At 74.4% G+C, this 16,983-nt stretch carries 12 protein-coding genes; 3 read left to right on the forward strand and 9 right to left on the reverse strand.

Annotation, left to right across the window (positions count from 1 at the left end; genetic code table 11):
- Positions 1 to 728: 728 nt before the first annotated feature.
- Positions 729 to 3,536 (reverse strand): ATP-binding protein, encoded by a 2,808-nt coding sequence (locus ACJA3G_RS11490; protein ID WP_406552820.1) that lies wholly within the window; start codon positions 3,534 to 3,536, stop codon positions 729 to 731.
- A gap of 118 nt (positions 3,537 to 3,654) precedes the next feature.
- Here ACJA3G_RS11490 and ACJA3G_RS11495 point away from each other — a divergent pair, with 118 nt between their 5' ends.
- The 3 genes from ACJA3G_RS11495 (at position 3,655) to ACJA3G_RS11505 (ending at position 8,610) form a co-directional block, all read left to right on the forward strand.
- Complete coding sequence (locus ACJA3G_RS11495) at positions 3,655 to 6,501, forward strand: LuxR C-terminal-related transcriptional regulator (protein WP_406552821.1); 2,847 nt, start codon at positions 3,655 to 3,657, stop codon at positions 6,499 to 6,501.
- Between the two features lie 47 nt (positions 6,502 to 6,548).
- Positions 6,549 to 7,535: an alpha/beta hydrolase gene (locus tag ACJA3G_RS11500; protein ID WP_406552822.1), complete on the forward strand. Its 987-nt coding sequence runs from the start codon at positions 6,549 to 6,551 to the stop codon at positions 7,533 to 7,535.
- A gap of 115 nt (positions 7,536 to 7,650) precedes the next feature.
- Complete coding sequence (locus tag ACJA3G_RS11505; RefSeq protein ID WP_406552823.1) at positions 7,651 to 8,610, forward strand: helix-turn-helix domain-containing protein; 960 nt, start codon at positions 7,651 to 7,653, stop codon at positions 8,608 to 8,610.
- Positions 8,611 to 8,663: 53 nt separating this feature from the next.
- Here ACJA3G_RS11505 and ACJA3G_RS11510 read toward each other — a convergent pair whose 3' ends face one another.
- The 8 genes from ACJA3G_RS11510 to ACJA3G_RS11545 all read right to left on the reverse strand — a co-directional run bounded on the left by ACJA3G_RS11510 (position 8,664) and on the right by ACJA3G_RS11545 (position 16,894).
- Complete coding sequence (locus tag ACJA3G_RS11510; RefSeq protein WP_406552824.1) at positions 8,664 to 9,392, reverse strand: alpha/beta fold hydrolase; 729 nt, start codon at positions 9,390 to 9,392, stop codon at positions 8,664 to 8,666.
- Positions 9,393 to 9,465: 73 nt separating this feature from the next.
- On the reverse strand, positions 9,466 to 10,206 hold the full coding sequence (locus ACJA3G_RS11515) for a GPR1/FUN34/YaaH family transporter (protein WP_406552825.1): 741 nt from the start codon (positions 10,204 to 10,206) through the stop codon (positions 9,466 to 9,468).
- A 17-nt stretch (positions 10,207 to 10,223) separates the two neighbouring features.
- Positions 10,224 to 12,122 (reverse strand): amidohydrolase, encoded by a 1,899-nt coding sequence (locus tag ACJA3G_RS11520; RefSeq protein ID WP_406552826.1) that lies wholly within the window; start codon positions 12,120 to 12,122, stop codon positions 10,224 to 10,226.
- Positions 12,119 to 13,072, reverse strand: a complete 954-nt coding sequence (locus tag ACJA3G_RS11525; RefSeq protein ID WP_406552827.1) for an alpha/beta hydrolase — start codon at positions 13,070 to 13,072, stop codon at positions 12,119 to 12,121. The genes ACJA3G_RS11520 and ACJA3G_RS11525 overlap by 4 nt, the downstream gene beginning before the upstream one ends.
- A 62-nt stretch (positions 13,073 to 13,134) precedes the next feature.
- Complete coding sequence (locus ACJA3G_RS11530) at positions 13,135 to 13,959, reverse strand: alpha/beta fold hydrolase (RefSeq protein ID WP_406552828.1); 825 nt, start codon at positions 13,957 to 13,959, stop codon at positions 13,135 to 13,137.
- 39 nt (positions 13,960 to 13,998) lie between these two features.
- On the reverse strand, positions 13,999 to 14,829 hold the full coding sequence (locus ACJA3G_RS11535; protein ID WP_406552829.1) for an alpha/beta fold hydrolase: 831 nt from the start codon (positions 14,827 to 14,829) through the stop codon (positions 13,999 to 14,001).
- Positions 14,830 to 14,876: 47 nt separating this feature from the next.
- Positions 14,877 to 16,307 carry a dihydrolipoyl dehydrogenase family protein gene (locus ACJA3G_RS11540; protein WP_406552830.1) on the reverse strand — a complete coding sequence of 477 codons (1,431 nt, stop codon included), beginning with the start codon at positions 16,305 to 16,307 and terminating at the stop codon, positions 14,877 to 14,879.
- Positions 16,307 to 16,894 (reverse strand): Dps family protein, encoded by a 588-nt coding sequence (locus ACJA3G_RS11545; protein WP_406552831.1) that lies wholly within the window; start codon positions 16,892 to 16,894, stop codon positions 16,307 to 16,309. Before ACJA3G_RS11545 ends, ACJA3G_RS11540 begins: the two co-directional genes overlap by 1 nt.
- Positions 16,895 to 16,983: the final 89 nt, after the last annotated feature.

Consider the following 16,983-nt stretch of genomic DNA (forward strand, 5'->3'; position numbering starts at 1 on the left):
GGGGGCGTGGGCCCCCCGCACTGTGTCTTCCTCGGGAGGCCCACGCCCCCCGCGCATGACATCCCGGCTGTTCAGTGCTGATTGAACGACAAACCCACCCTGTGGCAGCGGACTCGTATGTCCTGCCGGCCTCTTGAGAAACTCCGGAACCCGTCGAAACCCCGGGTGCTCCCCACACCCGAGGCCCCTCTCGGGGCGCCTGGAATTGATCACCCCCACGTCTGGCGCCGGGGACGCGACTGCTCGCCGTCCGGTGCGCCGGACTTATTGATCATTATTGGTTGCCTCGTGCCCGAGGGGCTGAAGCACGGACAATCTAGACCATGGGAGCCGGTATGTAGAGGGGATGTGTGTAATTCGTGCTCAAGCTTTCCGAGGGCTTGCCAATCGTTGATCACTTACCGGAGTGCGGTATCGGGTGCCCGGGGCGGACGGGACGGCCGACCCGGCCCGCATCCGCCGGATCTGCGGTGTTTTCCGAGGGAGTTGGACCGGCGAGGAGGTGGCTGCCGGTATACCTCCGTGACGGGAAAACGAGCTCTCCGCCCGCCGACATGTGGCCTGTTTCGGCGGTAGGGGTAGGTGAAAACGGAACGGCGTCTTGACGGGGGGTCGCGCGTCCGATACTTCTCACCCCGGTGCTGTGACCGGCATATTCGCCGCGGTGTTTGCGCGGTGTTTGCGCGGTGTTTGCGCGGTGTTTGCAGCGGTGTTCGCGGCGAATTCCCTCACGCCCGGGAGCCGGTTGGTCTGCCGGGAGAACCGAGGACATCCCGCAGCTGGGCGCGGCCGGTGATGCCCAGCTTCGGAAAGATCTTGTGCAAATGGAAACCGATGGTGCGCGGCGACAGATAGAGCCGGGCCCCGATGTCGCGGTTGGTCAGACCCTCGGCGGCCAGTTGGGCGATCTGGAGTTCCTGCGGGGTCAGCCCGGCGACCGCCTCCGGCGCAGCGGAGTCCGCCACGGTCACACCCGCCGCCCGGAGTTCGGCGGTGGCGCGCTCGGTCCACGGACGGGCGTCGAGCCGTTCGAAGATCTCCAGAGCGCTGCCGAGCAGCGGGCGCGCCTCGGCCGACCGCCTGCGCCGCCGCAGCCACTCCCCGAAGTCCAGCTGGGTGAGCCCGTGCTCGAAGGGCCACCGCGCGCCCGCCGGATCGGCGAGCGCCGCGCGGAAGTGCGGCTCGGCGGCGTCCGGTTCGCTCAGCAGGGCCCGGGCGCGGTGCACGATCGCGGCCAGGCGGGCGGAGCACGGTGAGCGCAGCCCCTCCTCGGCCGCCGCGAGCACGGCCCGGGCGTCCGCCACCCGGTCGGCGCGCACGGCCGCCGCGGCGAGGTCGGCGAGGTGGTACAGGGACGCGTGCTGGTGCACCGGGGCCGGGGGGACGTCCCGGGTGAAGACGCGTCGGATGTGTTCGTACGCCGTCCTGTGGTCGCCCTCCGCCAGCGCCGCCAGACCCAGCGCGTGGCAGTGCCGGACGTACAGGCTGCGCGAGCCGCGCAGGTCGACGCCGTGCACCGCCGCCGCGGCCTGCGCCCGCGCCCCCGCGTGGTCGCCGCGGACGGCACGCAGCGCGGCCCCGAGGGTCTGCGACCCCACCGAGATGTTGTCCGCCCCCGCCTCCGCGGCCATGCTGAACGCCTCCTCGGCGGCCGAGCGGGCAGCCGTCCACGCACCGCTCTCGAAGAGCGCCACGGCGAGGGCCTGGGCCACCGTGCAGTTGGTGCCCGCACGGGCCGCCGTGCGGTGGTGGTCCATGGCCCGGCGCAACAGCTGTACGGCCAGCTCGGTCTCGTCCAGGATCCAGGCCGTGCCGCCCAGCATCAGCAGGTCGGGGTAGGAGAACGCGCCGTCGCGCCGGGAGTCCACCATCCGGTGCAGCCGCTCCAGCGCCCGCTCACGATCGTCGAAGGGGCGGGCGACCGCGCGTATCCACAGCCTGCCGCTCCTGTCCGGCTCCGCCGTGATCCGGTCCGCGAGGCGTTCGAGCGCGGCGAGGTGCGAGGGGTCGCCGGACTTCTGCGCGGAAGTGGCCGCCGTACTCAGCGCGTCCAGGGCCAGGGCGGGCGCCTCGGTGGCCATCGACTCGGCCACCGGCAGCAGGAACTGCAGTGCGTCGTCGTGCGCCAGCGTCACGGCCAGCGACCAGCCGGCGCGCAGGGACGCCTCGGCGAGCAGCCGCGGGTCCTCCGTCAGGGTCGCGACCCGGGCCGCGATCTCACCGACCCACTGCGGATGCCCCGCGTACATGGCGGAGGTCGCGGCGGCCAGCAGGTGCTGCGCCCGGCGCTCCGGGTCCGGGGTGAGCTCCGCCGCCCGCTCCAGCGCGGTGGCCGCCGCCGCGTACCCGCCGCGCCGGCGGTAGCGCTCGGCGCTCTCCGCCAGCGCGGCGGCGATCTCCTCGTCGGGGCCGACCGAGGCCGCCGCCAGGTGCCAGGCCCGGCGGTCGGGTTCGTAGGCGAGTGCGGCGGCGAGCGCCAGATGGGCTTCCTGCCGGTCGGCGAAGGAGGCGGACTGGTAGACCGCGACGCGCACCAGCGGATGGCGCAGCCGGACGTGCATGCCCTCGCCCCGGATCTCCACACGTACCAGCCCGGCCCGTTCGGCGGGCCGCCAGACCTCCGGGTCGTCCAGGCAGGGGGCCGCGTGCAGCACGTCGGAGATCCGGTCCGTCCCGGCCGCCGCCGCCAGCAGCAGGGCCCGCCGGGTCTCCGGCGGCAGACCGGGCAGATCCGCCGCGAACAGCCGCTCCAGACGGGCGGTGAGGGGCAGCGGGTCGACCGGGCCGCCCCCGTGTCCGCCGGGCTCCTTCGCGCGGGCGCGCGCGAGCTCGATGAGGGCCAGCGGGTTGCCCGCCGCCTGCTCCAGTATCTGGGCGCGGGCCTTGCCGCGCGGCGGCTGCGGCTGCTCGTCGAGGAGGAGCCCGGCCGCCGCCCGGTCCAGCGGACCCGTCGTCAGATGGGGGAAGTCCCGGTCGAAACGCGCCGGAACCGTCTCGTCCCGGGCGGCGAGCAGCAGCGCGATGCGCTCGCCCTCCAGGCGCCGGGCGACGAAGGCGAGGACGTCCAGCGAGCCCACGTCGAGCCACTGGGCGTCGTCGACGACGATGAGCAGCGGGCGCTCGGTCGCCGCCTCCGAGAGCAGGGTCAGCACACCGGCCCTGATCATCAGCGGGTCCGGCGTCTGCGACCCGTCGCTCCCCCCGGTGCCGAACGCCTCGCGCAGGGCGTCGCGCTGACGGGCGGGCAGCCGGTCGATGTCGCGCAGCGCCGGGCGCAGCAACTGGTGCACCCCCGCGAAGCCGAGGCCCTGCTCGCCCTCGCTGCCCCGGACCCGCAGCACCCGCCGGCCACGGGCCACGGCCTCGGCCGCCGCACGGTCCAGCAGCGTGCTCTTGCCCGCGCCGGGCTCGCCCGTCAGCACGAGCACCTTCGGCCCCTCGCCGCCGGCGGCCTCGACCAGCCGGCCGATCCACTCCAGCTCGCGCGCCCTGCCCCGGATGTCCCGCGTCCCTGCCTCTGCGGCGCCGACGTCCATAGTCTCCCTTGCCCGGCCACGGCCGCCCCGGTACCCCCAGTTACCAGGACGGCAGCGAAGTGCCTGTTCACAGCGTTGCCGCCATCCTGCCAGGCCCGCGTCCGGGACGACTGGTCACATGACAGAAGCGGAACGGCCACCCGGCTGGCAGCCTTCCGGCAGGGGCGGGAAGGATGGGCCCCCGTACGAGGAGTTCGGAGTGGTGCCGGTGGCCGGAGTGCGGGACGCACAGGTGGGGACGGCGATGCCGGTCGGCCGCGAGGCGGAGGCCGAACGCATCCTGGCGGCCCTGGACGTACGTACCGGCCCCTCGCGGTCCCTGCTCCTGCTCGGAGCCCCTGGCACCGGCAAGACCCGTCTGCTCCGGTTCGCCGAGGAGTCGGCCGCCGCCCTCGGCCTGCGCGTCCTGTCGGTACGGGGCTGGGGCACCCAGGAACCACGGCCGTACGCCTCGCTGCACCGGCTGCTCGGGCCCGTACTCGACGGGGCGGACGGCCCGCCTGCCGTTTCCGGGCCGCAGGAGCCGCCCGCGCTGTGTGCTCTCGTACCGGCGCTGCTGAGCGGAATGGGGCCGGTGCTGCTGGCCGTGGACGACGCCGAGGAGTGCGACCCCGACTCCCTCGACGTCCTCTTCCGTCTGCGGCGCCGGCTCATGGACCGGGCCGTGACCCTGCTGTTCACCGCCACCGGTGAGGTCCCCCCGGCGGGGACCCCGGTGGACCTGCCCGTCCTGCCGCTCGGCCCGCTCTCCCCGCGCGCCGCGGCCGAACTCCTGGAGGCCCGGCCCGACGCGCCCGTGGGCAGACCGCGTCTGGAGGTGCTGCGGCAGGCGGAGGGCAATCCGCTGGCGCTGGTGGAACTGAGCCGGGCCCTGCGGCCCACGGGCACCGCCGGCCGCACCGCCCGCATCCAGCAGCTGTTCGCCGCCCGGCTGGACGCCCTGCCGCGGCGGACCCGGCACGCCCTGCTGTACGCCGCGACCGCCCTGCCGCAGGAGGAACTCCCCGTGGTGATGGCCGCCCTGGGCAGCGAGGACCTCGGCCTGTGGACCCCGGCCGAGGAGGCCGGGCTGATCGCCGTCGCCGGGGGCCGCCTCGTCTTCGGCGACCCGCTGGCACGTACGGCCGCCTACCACCGGCACAGCGCCCGGGCCCGGCAGGACGCCCACCGCGACCTGGCCGCGGCGCCCGGGCAGCTCCCGGCACGGCGGGCCCGGCACCTGGCCGCGGCGGCGATCGGACCGGATGAGACGGTCGCCGCCGCCCTGGAGGACGCCGCCGGGCAGACGGCCGACCGGTTCGAGGCGGCTACGGCCCTGGAGCAGGCCGCACTGCTGAGCGCCACCGACGAGGACCGGGCCCGCCGGCTCGCCGCGGCCATGGCGACCGCCGGCGACCTCGGGGACCCCGAGTGGGTCCGCGAGCTGTACGCCGAGTTCACCCGGGTCAACCGCGACCCGGAGCTGCGCTGTGCGGCGGCGTGTTCCATGGCGGGCGCGCTGACCCTGCTCTCCTTCCAGCGCGAGGCGTTCGGCCTCCTCCTCGACGTGTGGCGCGGTTCGCCCCCGCGCACGGCCACGACGGCCTTCGCGCTCACCGCGCTCGCCGCCGCGATCGCCCACCAGTCGGGGCTGCCCGAACACCGCCGTGAGCTGCCGCACCTGCTCGACCACGCCCGCCGCGTGGCGTCCCGCGACGAGCGCGGCGAACGGTCCGCGACCGCGGACCGCGACGTGTTCCCCGAGCTCGCCGCACCGGAAATCCTCACCGCCCTGGAGACCTATCTGACGGTGGGCCTCGCCCTCGACCCGGAGGTGCCCGCCGACGCCGTGGCCCGCCGCACGGCCGACCCGTTCACCGGGCCCGTCGACGGCGTCGGCCCGCTCGCCCGGCTGCTGGCCGGGGCCGCCGCCGCGTACTACACCGACGACTCGGAGCTGTGCGCCGAGATGTACCGGCGGGCGAGCACCCCGCACGGGGTGCGGGGCCCGTGCGGCTCGCCGGTGTGGACGCTCCCCGCCCAGGTGGACGCCCTGATCTCGATGGCCCGGTGGGACGAGGCCGCAGCACTGATCGCGCAGGGCCGCACCGAGGCGGCCGTGCACCGGCTGCCCCGTATCGACATGGACCTGGAGGCCCTGGACGTCACCCTGCGCGCGCTGCGCGGCGACAGCGTCCCCGAGCTCCCCTTCACCGGCCCCCACTGGCGCTCCGTCAACCTGGGCGAGAACGGCGCCACCCGGGCCAGGATGCTGCGCGCGTGCGGGCTCGCCGCCCTCGCCTCGGGGGACGCCGACCGCGCATACCGCCATCTGCGGGCCCTGTTCGCCGAGGACGGCTCCCCCCTCGCCCCCTTCCTGTCCCCGCGCTCCATCAGCGAACTGGCCGCCGCGGCCCAGCGCGCCGACCGCAAGGAGGAGGCGGCCCGCGTCCTCGCCGCGGTACGGGCCCGCCAGGGCGAGCGGCCGACGACCCGGATGACGCTGCTGATGCACCACGCCGCCGCGCTCGTGGACGAGACCTCCGACCCCGAGGACCACTTCCGCCTCGCCCTGGTCAACCCCGAGGGCGACACCTGGCCGCTGGAGCGGGCCCGGGCCCGGCTGCACTACGCGATCTGGCTGCGCCGGCGCAGACGGCCCCGCGAGGCCCGCGCCCAGCTGACCGCCGTCCTCGAGATCGCGGCCCGGATCGGCGCGCGCGGTCTCGCCGACTCCGCCCGCGGTGAACTGCGCGCGACCGGAGTGGCCGAGGCGCCCGCGGCGGCGGCGTCCGACCGGCTGGGCGAGCTGACGGCCCAGCAGCGCCAGATCGCGCGCCTGGCCGCCTACGGCCTGTCCAACCGGGAGATCGGCGACCGGCTCTTCCTGTCACCGCGTACCGTGGGGTCGCACCTCTACAACGTCTATCCCAAGCTCGGCATCAGCAGCCGTCACCAGCTCCGGGACCTTCTGCACGACAGCTGACGTGCGACGTACCAGCACCAGAGGGGCCCGAGCGAGAGGCGGACCGAATGCAGCCGGACCCCGACGGGGAGGCATCCGCCGAGCCGCCGTCGCCCGTCGTCCTCGATCCGCACGTACGACGGCTCGTCGACGCCTCGACCACGCCGCCCCATCTGCACGACCTCCCGCCCGAGACCGCCCGCCGGGCGCTGAGCGAGTCCCAGGCCGCCAGGATCGACGACTTCGGTGTCGACGCCACCTTCCACGCGGCGCCCGTCGGGCCCACCGGTCTGGTCGGCTTCTGGCTGCTGCGCCCGCCCGGCCTCACGGACACCGCACCCGCCGTGCTGTACGTGCACGGGGGCCGCTGGATGCTGGGCGACGCCCAGACCCATGCGCGCCTCGTCAGCGAGCTGGTGCGCGGGGCGGGCGTGGCCGCCGTCGTTCCCGAGTACAGCCGCACGCCCGAGGCCCGCTATCCGCTCGCCCTGGAGGAGTGCTACGCCCTGCTCGCCTGGGTCGCCGCGCACGCCGGCGGGCTGGGACTCGACGCGGACCGGGTGGCGGTCGCCGGCGACTGCGCGGGCGCCACCCTGGCCACCGCCCTGACGCTGCTGGCGAAGGAGCGCGGCGGCCCGGCGATCCGCGCCCAGCTGCTGTACTACCCGCTCACCGACGCCCGCTGCGCCAGCCCGTCCCAGCGGCGTTTCGCCACGGGCTATCTGCTCACCCGGCAGGCCCTGCGCTCCTACTGGCGCGAGTACGCGCTCGACCCCCGGCAGCGGGAGGAGCCCACCGCGTCGCCGCTGCGGGCGAGCCGGGACCGGCTTGCGGGGCTGCCGCCCGCGCTGGTGGTCACCGCCGAGGCCGACGTGGCACGGGACGAGGCCGAGGAGTACGCGGAGAAGCTGCGCGAGGCGGGCGTCGCCGCCAGCTCCGTCCGGTTCCGGGGAACGGTCCACGACTTCGTCTCGCTCACCGCGCTGCGGGCAAGCGCCCCCACGCTGGCGGCGATCCGGCTGGGCAGCTCGTTCCTGCGCGACCGGCTGAGGTGACGGGGGGCCGGTCGCCAGGCCAGTCGGTTGACTGATGGCACCGGCGGCGCACGACCGGAGACTGGTGTGGCCCGCTCCCGACAGGGGCGTCTTCGCACAACCATGACGAGGAGTCATGATGCCGGTCCTAGTGTCCACGTCGCCGCTCCCGCCCTCCGAACGGGCGGACTACTGGCACAGCGCGGTCTCCGACACGTTCGTCCCGCTGGACGTCGTGCTGCACCAACGGGAGCCCGCGGTCGGGGAGATCAGCACCGAGTGCCTGGGCCCGTTGCAGATCTCGGCCGTCGAGGCGGGACCGCAGACCGTATGGCGCCACAAAGCGCTGATATCGCGGGGCGGCGCCGAGTACGTGACCGTCACCCTCCAGCACCGGGGCACCGCCAGGCTCACCCAGGACGGCCGCGAGGCCCTGGCGGCGCCCGGCACCTTCACCTTCTGCGACGCCGGCCGCCCCTACCGCCGCGAGCAGCCCGAGGACTTCCGCTTCACCGCCTTCCGGGTGCCCAAGGAACGGCTCGGCGTCTCGGAGGACGATCTGCGCACGATCACCGGCACCGTCTTCAGCGGCTGTACCGGCACCTCCGGACTGGTCGCCGGATATCTGGAGCGGCTCGCCGAACGCGCCTCCGGGTTCGACCCGTACACGGGCCGGCAGCTCGCCATGACGGCCACCGATCTGCTGGCGGTACTGGTGCGCGAGCGGCAGGGCCGGCTGAACCCGTGCGCCTCGGAGGCGGCCCGGGCGATGCTGGTCCGCGTCAAGGCGTACATCCTGCGCCACCTCGCCGACCCCGATCTCTCCCCGGAGCGCATCGCGGCGGCGAACCGGATGTCGGTCCGCTATCTGCACAAGCTCTTCGAGCCGGAGGCGACCACGGTGGGCCGCTGGATCCACCGCGAGCGGCTGGAGCGGTGCCGCCGGGAGCTGTCCCGCCCCGCCGGACCGGCACCGGCCGTCTCCGCCGTGGCCCACCGCTGGGGCTTTGTGAACCCCTCCCACTTCAGCCGCGCCTTCCGTGCCGCGTACGGGATGTCGCCCCGTGAGTGGCAGACCGACAGCCGGCTGGTGTGAGACACCGCTGCCGCCCGGCTCCACGGGGGAGGGGGCGGCAGCGCCGGGGCGGGTCAGCCGGTGGCGGACCCGGCCACCGCCTCCCGGATCAGCGCGGCGACCCGCCGCGGGTGGGCCAGCATCACCAGGTGCGAGGAGTCGACCTCGACGACGCTCATCCCCGCCCGCTCGTAACCGAAGCGCTCGACATCCGGGTTGATGGTCCGGTCCGAGGTGGCGACCAGGCCCCAGGACGGCTTCGTACGCCATGCGGCGACCGGCGCCGCCTCACCGAACGCCCGCGCCGCGAGGGGCCGTTGGGAGACGGCCAGGACGGCGGCCAGCTCGGGCTCGACATCCGCGGCGAAGATCGCCGGGAACTTCTCCACCTCCACCGAGACATCCGTGCCGGTCTCCTCCGTGCCCTCCAGCGGGAACGGGGTGTAGACGAGGGCGTCGGAGAGGGGGGAGTCGGGGAAGCGGCCCTGGAGCTCCCCGAGGCTCTCGCCCTTCTCCAGCGCGTATCCGGCCAGGTAGACCAGCGCCCGGACGTTGTCCTCCAGCCCGGCGACGGTGATGACCGCGCCGCCGTAGGAGTGGCCCACCAGGACCACGGGCCCGGGGATGGAGCGCACCACCGACGCGATGTAGGCCGCGTCACCCACCAGACTGCGGTTGGGCACGGCCGGCGCCACCACGCGCAGGCCCGCGGCGGTCAGTTCGGGGATCAGTCGGGCGAAGCTGGAGGCGTCGGCGAAAGCGCCGTGGACCAGGACGACGGTCGGGTCGGCGGGCTGGGACATGGTGGGGCTCCTTCGATGGTGGTTCGGTCGGTGGGGAGAGCCGCTGGATCGCACCGCGGACGGCCGCCGCGGTTCACAGGGTGCGGCGCACACCCGCGTGGCGTTCGAGGTTGCGCAACTGCACCGCGAGGTCGCCCTCGACGGCGTGGTGGGCGGGTCCGCTGCGCCCGATGGGCAGGACCTCCTCGCTGCGCATGTCCTCCAGCATCAGGGCGTAGGCCGCGTAGGCCGCGGTCAGCGCCACCAGGAGCCCGAGGGCTCCCGCGGTCCGGGTGAGCCATTCGGTTCCGGTCAGCCCCGCGAGGCCGGTGACCGCCCAGCGGGGCAGCGAGACCACCAGGACGGCCCACAGGGCGCGCTTGGGCCCGGTCACGGCGGTCATCAGCGCCCCGAAGCACAGGAACGCCAGGTTGAACACCGCGAGCACCCGCGGCCCTCCCTCCGCGCCGACGCCCATGACCAGGGAGTACGCCAGCCAGCTGCCGGCGAAGGTGCCCATGAGCGTCGCCGCGATCACGTCCCGGGCCTGGAACGCCAGTACGCTGACGAGGAGTTGGAGGGCGAAGGCGGGCAGCACGCACAGGGCGACGGCACGGCGGTCGGCGGCCTCGAAGACCCCCAGCTGGAGGCAGCCCGTCATCACGGAGGCGATGGCGACGGTGAAGAAGCCCAGCGGCATCGGGGAGGCGATGGGCCGCAGGGTGATCCGCGTCATCGACCGCAGATCCGGTTCGTGGCGGCGTCCGGCGGGGGTGTCCGGCCCGCCGCCCGGCTCGTCGTCGGCGCTGTCGGCGCCGGCGGGGACTGTACTCATCGGGTGCGTTTCCTCGTTCAGTGCGCGAAGCAGGGGTCGTGGAAGGGCGGCGCGGACGCCTCGGGGCCGGAGCCCCGCGCGACGCGCCACAGCCGGTGCTGCTCGGACTCGGCGACCGCCTCGGCCATATGGGCGGCCTGGCGGGCCCCGCCGGACTGGTATCCGCCGAAGTGCGCCACGGGGCTCCACAGGGGGCTGACCGGCGGGACGGCCTCGTCGAGGCCCTCGTACTCCGCGCCCGCGTGGACGATCCGTCCGCCGACGACCGTGAGCACGGACTCGATGCCGGGGATGGCGGCCTCGGGCACGGTGAAGTAGTCGTCCGAGAGGACCGCCAGGTCGCCGTAGTAGCCCTCGCGCAGGATGCCCTTGACGTCCTGCTCGCCGGTGAGCCGTGCCCCGCCGCGGGTGTAGAGGCCGAGCGCGGTCTCCCGGTCGATCAGGTTCGCGGCCGGGTGGAGCGCGGTGCCGCCGACCGTACGGCCGGTGACCAGCCAGTGCAGCGACACCCACGGGTTGTACGAGGACACCCGGGTGGCGTCGGTGCCCGCGGCCACGGTCAGGCCCCGGTCGAGCATGGCCCGGACCGGCGGGGTGTGGGCCGTGGCCTCGGCCCCGTACCGGTCGAGGAACGCGGCGCCCTGGAAGGACATCCGGTTCTGTACGGACACGGCGCCACCGAGGGCCGCGATCCGCTCCAGGCTGCGCGGCGAGACGGTCTCGGCGTGGTCGAAGAGCCAGCGGTTGCCGCCGGGGAAGAGCCCCTCGGCGGCGAGCTTCTCGAAGACGGCCAGATCGCGGCGGATCGTCTCGTCGTAGGTGGCGTGGAGCCGGAATCCCCAGCCGTTCTCCAGCAGCAGCCGGACGGCCTGCTCGAACTCCGTCTCGTAGTCCGAGGCCAGTTCGGGCCGGGGCTCGGAGAAGTTCTCGAAGTCGGCGGCGGCCCAGGTGAGGTTCTCCCCGGCGCCGTTGAGGCGCAGCCACTCGTCCCCGTCGCCGGGCTTCACCGTCTCGGTCCAGCGCCTGAGGTCGGCCAGCTCCTGTCCGGCGGTCTGCGGGAACAGGTGGTAGGCGATCCGCAGCGACAGCTCGCCCGAGCGGGCCAGGTCGATGACCGTGGCGTAGTCGTCGGGGAAGTTCTGGAAGCCCCCGGCGGCGTCGACCGCCGAGGTCAGTCCGAAGCGGTTGAGCTCGCGCAGGAAGTGCCGTGTCGAGGTCCGCTTGTCGGCGGCGTCCAGGGTGGGGGCCTTGGCGAGCGTGGAGTAAAGGATCAGGGCGCTCGGCGCGGCGAGGAGCACTCCGGTCGGTTCGCCGTCCCTGCCCCGGACGATCTGCCCGCCGCGCGGATCGGGGGTCTCCCGGCTGAACCCGGCGGCCTGGACGGCGGCCCGGTTCATCAGGGCCGCCTGGTAGAGGTGCAGCACGAAGACCGGGGTGTCGGGCGCGGCGGCGTTGAGCTCGGCCACCGTGGGCAGCCGGCGTTCGGCGAACTGCTCGGCGCTCCAGCCGCCGACCACCCGGATCCACTGCCCCTTGGGGGTGCGGGCGGCCTGCTCGCGCAGCATCGCCAGGGCCTGGCGCAGGCTGCGCACCCCGTCCCAGCGCAGCTCCAGGACGTAGTTCAGACCGCCCCGGATGACGTGCAGATGCGAGTCGTTGAGGCCGGGCACGACCCGGCGGCCGAGCGCGTCGACGACCTTCGTCGCCGGGCCCACCAGGGGCGCCAGGTCGTGGTCGTCGCCGAGGGCCACGACCCGGCCGTCGCGGATCGCGACGGCGCGGGCCGAGGGGCGGCGGGGGTCGCCGGTGAACACCTTGGCGTTGCGGACGAGCAGGTCGGCGGGGGTGTCCTCCAGGTGCCGGGCGGGCACCACACCGCCCACCGGCATGCTCGTCGGTCCGGTGGTCCCCGTCATGCCAGGGCCGTGCGCAGGGTCTCGGCCGCGAGGCCGATGGCGAGCTCGGCGGCCCGCGTCCCGCGCAGCGGGTTCAGCATCACGAAGTCGTGGATGGTGCCCTGGACGCGCAGCGCGGTCACCGGCACCCCGGCGGCGCGGAGCCGGGCGGCGTACGCCTCGCCCTCGTCGCGCAGGACGTCGGCCTCCGCGGTGATGACCAGGGCGGGCGGCAGACCGGTGAGCTGGTCGAGGGAGGCGCGCAGCGGGGAGGCGGTGATCTGGGCGCGCTCGGCCGCGTCGGTCGTGTACTGGTCCCAGAACCACTCCATGGCCTCGCGCCGCAGGAAGTAGCCGGTCGCGAAGAGCCGGTAGGACCCGGTGTCGAAGGAGGCGTCGGTGACCGGGTAGAAGAGCACCTGCTGGCGCAGCTCCACATCGCCGCGCTGCTTGGCCATGAGGGTGAGCGCGGCGCTCATGTTGCCGCCGACCGAGTCGCCCGCGACGGCGATCCGGGTGCCGTCGAGGTCCTTGTGGTGTCCCTCGCGGGCGATCCACTGGGCGACGGTGTAGTTCTGCTCGATGGCGACGGGGTAGCGGGCCTCGGGCGACAGGTCGTACTCGGGGAAGACCACCGCCGCGCCCGCGCCCACGGCCAGTTCACGGACCAGCCGGTCGTGGGTGTGCGCGTTGCCGAAGACCCAGCCGGCGCCGTGGATGTAGAGCACGACGGGCAGCGTGCCGGTCAGACCCCGGGGACGGACGATCCGGACGCGGACGTCCCCGGTGGGACCGCCCTGCACGGTGATCCACTCCTCGTCGACGGCGGGGAAGGAGACGCCCTCGCCGCTCTGGACGCCGTCCACGGCCGCGCGGCCCTCGGCGACGGGGATCTGGTAGAGGTACGGCGGCTGAGCGGTGGCGTCGGCGAAAGCCTGGGCGGCGGGCTCGAGTACGGGGCGGTCGGACATGGCGGGATGCTCCTTCACGGGGACGTACGGGGATGTGCGGGGGATGTACGCGCTGGGGATGTTCAGCGGGTGGCGCGCGCGGCGGCCAGGATGACGTCGGTGACGACGCCCGGGCGGGAGACGGCCACCGCGTGCGAGGCGTTGACCTCGGTGACGCTGGACCCGGCGCGGCGCGCCATCCAGCGCTCGGCGGCCGGCGGGATGTTCTTGTCGGCGGTGGCGACCAGGGCCCAGGAGGGGATGGTCTTCCACGCGGCGTCCCGGGCCTTCTCGTCCAGGGCGGCGGTGGCGACGGGCCGCTGGGAGGCGGCCAGGACCGCGGCCCGCGCGGCGGGCACGTCGGCGGCGAACTGGCTGTGGTACTTGGCCTGGTCGATGACGAGCTCGGTGCCGGTGCCGCCGCCGGGCAGCGGGTACGGGAGCTGGTTGACGGCCGCACCGAGGGTGGAGCCGGGGAACTTCCCCGCCAGCTCGCCCGCGCTCTCCCCCTTGTCCGGGGTGAACGCCGCGATGTAGACGAGCGCCTTCACCCGGCTGTTGCCCGCGGCGGCGCCGCTGATGACGGCGCCGCCGTAGGAGTGGCCCACCAGGACGACGGGGCCGTCGATGGTGGCGAGCACGCCGCGCAGATAGGCGGCGTCCTCGGCCAGGCCGCGCAGCGGGTTGGCGGGGGCGACGACGGGGTAGCCCGCCCGGTGCAGCCGCTCGATGGTCCCGCTCCAGCTGGAGGCGTCGGCGAAGGCGCCGTGGACGAGGACGACGGTGGGTCTGGGTCCGTGCCGGTCGGCGCTGGTGGCGGGTGTGCCGCTGGCGGGGGCCGTGGCGCCGACGAGCGCGGCTGCCGCGGTGGCCGCGACGAGGGCGGTGGTGCGCTTGGGGGCAGACATGTGCGGGTTCCTTCGTGGTGGTTCGGGAAAGGTGCGTGCTCAGCCGAGGAAGGCGAGCAGGGCGCTGTTGACCTCGTCGGCGTGCGTCCAGATCAGGCCGTGCGGCCCGCCCGGCACGATCACCAGCTCGGCGCCCGCGACGCTCTTCGCCAGCGGGATCGCGGTGGCCCCGACGGGCAGGGTGCGGTCGGCGTCGCCGTGGATGATCAGCGTGGGGACGTCGATGCGCGGCAGGTCGGCGCGGAAGTCGGTGAGCCAGGCTTGGACGCAGTCGAGGGTGCCCTTGGCGGAGGCGGCGACGGCGACGTTCCAACTCGCCTGGACCGCCTGCTCGCTGACGCGCTCGCCGCCGAGTACGTCGGTGTTGTAGAAGTCGGCGAGGAAGGCGGTCATGAAGGCGAACCGGTCGGCGGTGATGGCTTCTTCGATGCCCGTGAAGACGCTTCCGTCCACGCCGCCGGGGTTGTCGTCCGTCCGGAGCAGGAAGGGCGGGACGACGCCGATCATGACGGCCTTGGCGATGCGCCCGGAGCCGTACGTACCGAGGTAGCGGGCCACTTCGCCGCTGCCCATGGAGAAGCCCACCAGCACGGCGTCGCGCAGGTCGAGGGTGGTGAGGACGGCGTCGAGGTCGGCGGCGAAGGTGTCGTAGTCGTAGCCGTACGCGGGCTGGTCGGAGCGGCCGAAGCCGCGCCGGTCGTAGGTGATGACGCGGTGGCCGGCCGCGAGCAGCGCCGCGGTCTGCTTCTCCCAGGAGGCGCCGTTCAGCGGCCAGCCGTGGATGAGCACCACCGGCTGCCCGGTGCCGTGGTCCTCGTAATAGAGCCCGACGGGTGCGGAACCGCCGTCGGTGACGTTGATGAAGGGCATGGGTGTACTCCTCGTGCGCGTACGCGTGTTGGTGGGGGGAGGGGGACCTACAGGCCGTACGTCTCCAGAAGGCGCAGCCACACTTCGCTGACCGTGGGGAACGCGGGCACGGCGTGCCACAGCCGGGTGAGCGGCACTTCCCCGACGACGGCGACGGTGGCCGTGTGGATGAGTTCGGTGGCCAGCGGGCCGGTCAGGGTGCAGCCGACGACGACCCCGCGGGCCTCGTCGACCACGAGCTTGGCGCGGCCCCGGTAGCCGTCCGCGTGCAGCGCGGCTCCGGCCACGTCCTCGACGCGGTACTCCACCGCCCGGACCGCGATGCCCGCCTCGCGCGCCGCGCCTTCGGTGAGCCCGACCGAGGCGATCTCGGGCTGGGTGAAGACGGCCTGCGGGACGGCCGCACGGTCGGCGTCGGCGCTCCACGCCTGCCAGCCGCCGGGAGCGGCGGGGCGCCCCGAGGCGCGTTCGGCGATCGCCGCGGCGCAGGCGCGGGCCTGGTACTTGGCCATATGGGTCAGTGGCGCGCGGTGGTTGGCGTCGCCGACCGCGTACAGCCAGTCGCCGCCGCCCGCGGGGGTGACGCGGCAGGTGTCGTCGACCGGCAGCCAGTCCCCGCCCGGCAGGCCGACCGTCTCCAGGCCGAGGTCCGCGGTGCGCGGCCGGCGGCCGGTGGCGGCCAGCACCTCGTCGCAGACCAGGGTGGCACCGTCGTCCGTCTCCACGGTCACGGCGCGGGAGGCGGGGTCGCGGGTGACCCGGGTGGCCGAGACACCGAACCGGACCGTGACCCCGAGGCCGGCCAGACCCCGGGCGACCTCCTCGCCCACGTACGGCTCCCAGCCGGTGAGCAGGGCCCGGTCGCGGACCAGCACCGTGACCTCGCTGCCGAGCGAGCGCCACGCGGTGGCCGTCTCGCAGGCCACCACACCCCCGCCGATGACGACGAGCCGTGCCGGTACCGCATCGGCCGCGGTGGCCTCCCGGTTGGTCCAGACGCCGATCCGGTCCAGCCCCTCGACGGGCGGCAGCGCCGCCTCCGTGCCGGGGCTGAGGACGACCGCGTGCCGCGCCCGCAGGGCACGGACGGTGCCGTCGGCCGCGGCGACCTCCACCCGCCGCTCCCCGGCGAGCCGGCCCCGGCCGCGGACGAGCGCGATGCCCGCGCCCCGCAGCCAGTCGGCCTGGCCGGTGTCGTCGCCGCGCGCGGTGAACCGGTCGCGGCGGGCCAGTACGGCCGCCGGATCGAGCGGCCCGGTCACCGCCTGCCGGGCCCCGTCGACCGATCGCGCCGCCTCCCGGGCCGCGCCGGGCCGCAGCAGGGCCTTGCTGGGTACGCACGCCCAGTACGAGCACTCGCCGCCGACGGATTCGGCCTCGACGACCACGGCGGTCAGACCCGAGCGGACGATCCGGTCGGCGACGACCTCGCCGCCGGGTCCGCCGCCGACGACCACCACGTCGTACACGTCCTCCATCAGGCGCGCACCAGCGGGGTGTCGACGAGGTGCTCGGCGAGGAACCACACCTGCGCCTCGCCGGTCCGGATGACCTGCGAGACGAGCAGGTCGGTGCTGCCCTCGTCGCCCTCGGCCGCGATCCGGGCGGCGGCGTCCCGGGTGTCGATCAGGATGCGCTCGTGCGCGTCCAGGAGCCGCGACAGCATGACCGGGACCTCCTCGACCCCGTCCGGCGGACGCGGAACGGACGTCAGCTCGGCGACGTGCCGCGGGTCCGCGACGGCGACGCCGCCGAGGCTCTGGACGCGTTCGGCCAGCGCGTCCACGATGGCGAGCTGGTCCTCCGCGTGCTTGTCCAGCATGAGGTGGAGCGAGTAGAAGGTCGCTCCGCGCATCAGCCAGTGGCTCTTCTTGTAGAGCGAGTACAGGATCTGACTGTCCGCCAGGATGTGGTTGAGCCGCTGGCAGGCGTACAGCCGGGTGTCGTGGCCGAGGCCGATCGGAAGCTGCTTGAGCGTGCCGAACGCCTGGGTCTCCACGCCCTTCTGGTGCAGCAGCGGCTGGCCGCCGCCGCTGGGGTGCGCGGGGGTGGATACGGATGTCATCGAGGCTCCTGCTCGTAGAACTCGTGGAACTCGTGGAACTCGTAAAAAAAGGGGGGTGGTTGGGGTGGGTCCGGCCGCCCGGCCAAGGG

The sequence above is a fragment of the Streptomyces sp. YS-3 genome (assembly GCF_045257485.1).
Taxonomy (GTDB): Bacteria; Actinomycetota; Actinomycetes; order Streptomycetales; family Streptomycetaceae; genus Streptomyces.

What these genes read in the sequence shown, in the direction of transcription:
- ACJA3G_RS11515 (WP_406552825.1), bottom strand. Translation starts at nt 10,206, where the DNA reads ATGAGTACAGTCCCCGCCGGCGCCGACAGCGCCGACGACGAGCCGGGC.
- ACJA3G_RS11535 (WP_406552829.1), bottom strand. Translation starts at nt 14,829, where the DNA reads ATGCCCTTCATCAACGTCACCGACGGCGGTTCCGCACCCGTCGGGCTC.
- ACJA3G_RS11525 (WP_406552827.1), bottom strand. Translation starts at nt 13,072, where the DNA reads ATGTCCGACCGCCCCGTACTCGAGCCCGCCGCCCAGGCTTTCGCCGAC.
- ACJA3G_RS11500 (WP_406552822.1), top strand. Translation starts at nt 6,549, where the DNA reads ATGCAGCCGGACCCCGACGGGGAGGCATCCGCCGAGCCGCCGTCGCCC.
- ACJA3G_RS11540 (WP_406552830.1), bottom strand. Translation starts at nt 16,307, where the DNA reads ATGGAGGACGTGTACGACGTGGTGGTCGTCGGCGGCGGACCCGGCGGC.
- ACJA3G_RS11520 (WP_406552826.1), bottom strand. Translation starts at nt 12,122, where the DNA reads ATGACGGGGACCACCGGACCGACGAGCATGCCGGTGGGCGGTGTGGTG.
- ACJA3G_RS11490 (WP_406552820.1), bottom strand. Translation starts at nt 3,536, where the DNA reads ATGGACGTCGGCGCCGCAGAGGCAGGGACGCGGGACATCCGGGGCAGG.
- ACJA3G_RS11530 (WP_406552828.1), bottom strand. Translation starts at nt 13,959, where the DNA reads ATGTCTGCCCCCAAGCGCACCACCGCCCTCGTCGCGGCCACCGCGGCA.
- ACJA3G_RS11510 (WP_406552824.1), bottom strand. Translation starts at nt 9,392, where the DNA reads ATGTCCCAGCCCGCCGACCCGACCGTCGTCCTGGTCCACGGCGCTTTC.
- ACJA3G_RS11545 (WP_406552831.1), bottom strand. Translation starts at nt 16,894, where the DNA reads ATGACATCCGTATCCACCCCCGCGCACCCCAGCGGCGGCGGCCAGCCG.
- ACJA3G_RS11495 (WP_406552821.1), top strand. Translation starts at nt 3,655, where the DNA reads ATGACAGAAGCGGAACGGCCACCCGGCTGGCAGCCTTCCGGCAGGGGC.
- ACJA3G_RS11505 (WP_406552823.1), top strand. Translation starts at nt 7,651, where the DNA reads ATGATGCCGGTCCTAGTGTCCACGTCGCCGCTCCCGCCCTCCGAACGG.